Raw genomic sequence first — 1,694 nt, 5'->3', positions numbered from 1 at the left:
CCTTTATGACGGGCAGGTCGGGTTCACCGGACGCACACCTATTGTCTGTCACTCACCCTGTGCTGGAAGTTTCGCGGCCCCGATGCAGCGGTCTTCTCGCCGCCGACTCGATATCCAGTATCGACGCAATGACAGACTGCGATCAAAAATCGCGTAAATACCAAAGCCAAGACTAATCAGGGCCATGCCAAAGCTAATATTTTCGTTGTACGGTATTTTCGCGAGTTCATAAAAAGACAAATTATCAGAATACATTCTTAAAATCATTATTACGCTGAGTGTGAAAACGCGAACCTCGAAGTATATATCTTTATATCGCCAAGTGAATAAAAGTGCCAATCCCAAGTGAATTGCACCAAATATAGCAGAATCACCCTGGGTGACCGTGTAAATATATGTCATGTCCCAAATCGAATAGCCTACTATAAGGCTCCATGGCATCTTGTACTTCACGAATTTGTTTCCCGGACCAAAAGAAATCGCCCTTGAACCGGGGATCGCCAGGAGAAGCAGGAGTCCGGCAAGCGGATTTATCCAGCCATAAGTTTCGGTGATTTCGTAAGCGAGTGCTTCAAAAATATTCAGCGCAAGGACTGCGACGCACAACACGCGAAGAAGTGGATGATATCGCTCAGACGAAAACTTTAATAAACAGACGATAACAGCTGCAAAAACTACAGAATAGACTTTCGCCCAAGAGAACCAAGGTGCCTGAGCGCTGATGATCCAGAAAGGAAGGGATAGCGATGGGGCAAGTATTAAAGCAATCATTGCGTGCAAAGGTTTTAATTTTAAATAAATGAAAAACAGACCAGAAGTAGTAATTATAATTAATAAAATAGTTATAATTGTGTTTATCACTTTGACGCCTCTCACTGTCATAAAATACAATTTACATGATAGATCCGCCAGCATATTAACTTAGTTAAGATAGCGTCAAGGTCAAAATTCCGAGACAGAAATTTACGTTTCTTATTCAGGTAGGTGCTTATGACTATTATAGTTGATTATTCTAATGAGATATATCTTAGTTTTGCTGATTCATTTGACCTCATAAAAGATATTTCATCTGCGCGATACACAAGGTACCAAAACGAGGGGTTGGTTCATATTTCAGATGCCCCTGACTTTTGGGATGGCCTTAGTCAAATTGCAGTTTTTAGAAATGCGAACGAGGAAATCATAGGTGCTCTGAATGTCAATGTGCAATTTGGTCCGGTAGTAACATCCAATTTGTACTACAGTACAGTTGCGGAAAACATGGCGAAGTTTCGTACTGAGATGAGAACACATAAAGTTTCGATTTTGTTTGAGTTATTCAGGCTTTTTACGGTTAGTAAAAATACAAATATACTTAAGTATACATCGAGTGTTGTTAGCACTTTGATTACGTCTTATGCCGGTAATTGTGAAGGAAAGAGGTCAATCGCATTTTTGGTCTGTCCCTTCGATAACCGGTTCAAGGATGCATATTCTGCTTACGCCGAACTCGCAGGCCTGAAGCACCATACATTGGCGTCGAAGATAGAGGCGGGCTTGGGCCACCAACACGAGTTGCTGATGATTTATCCGGAAGACTGCACAGAAATGTGAGCGGTACAGTCGAGGTTTTGTGTATCCGTCGTGTCCGCCCGGTAAACACGGCCTTCTTGATGGTGTGAAGGCCTGTTACGCTGCCTTTGCAGCGTAACACC

At 42.5% G+C, this 1,694-nt stretch carries 2 protein-coding genes; one reads left to right on the top strand and one right to left on the bottom strand.

The window, feature by feature from the left end; translation table 11 throughout:
• Window positions 1-48: 48 nt before the first annotated feature.
• The gene (locus E1297_RS02115) at window positions 49-861 is read right to left on the bottom strand and encodes a DUF5692 family protein (protein ID WP_155133302.1); all 813 of its coding nucleotides are present in this window, start codon (window positions 859-861) and stop codon (window positions 49-51) included.
• Between the two features lie 129 nt (window positions 862-990).
• Between E1297_RS02115 and E1297_RS02110 the strand changes: the two genes are divergently transcribed.
• Complete coding sequence (locus E1297_RS02110) at window positions 991-1,593, top strand: hypothetical protein (protein WP_155133298.1); 603 nt, start codon at window positions 991-993, stop codon at window positions 1,591-1,593.
• Window positions 1,594-1,694 lie beyond the last annotated feature (101 nt).

The organism is Roseibium sp. RKSG952 (genome assembly GCF_009711355.1).
This window is presented reverse-complemented; position numbering and strand designations above follow the sequence as displayed.

Coding starts and splice junctions, on each gene's coding strand:
- E1297_RS02110 (WP_155133298.1), top strand. CDS start 991: ATGACTATTATAGTTGATTATTCTAATGAGATATATCTTAGTTTTGCT.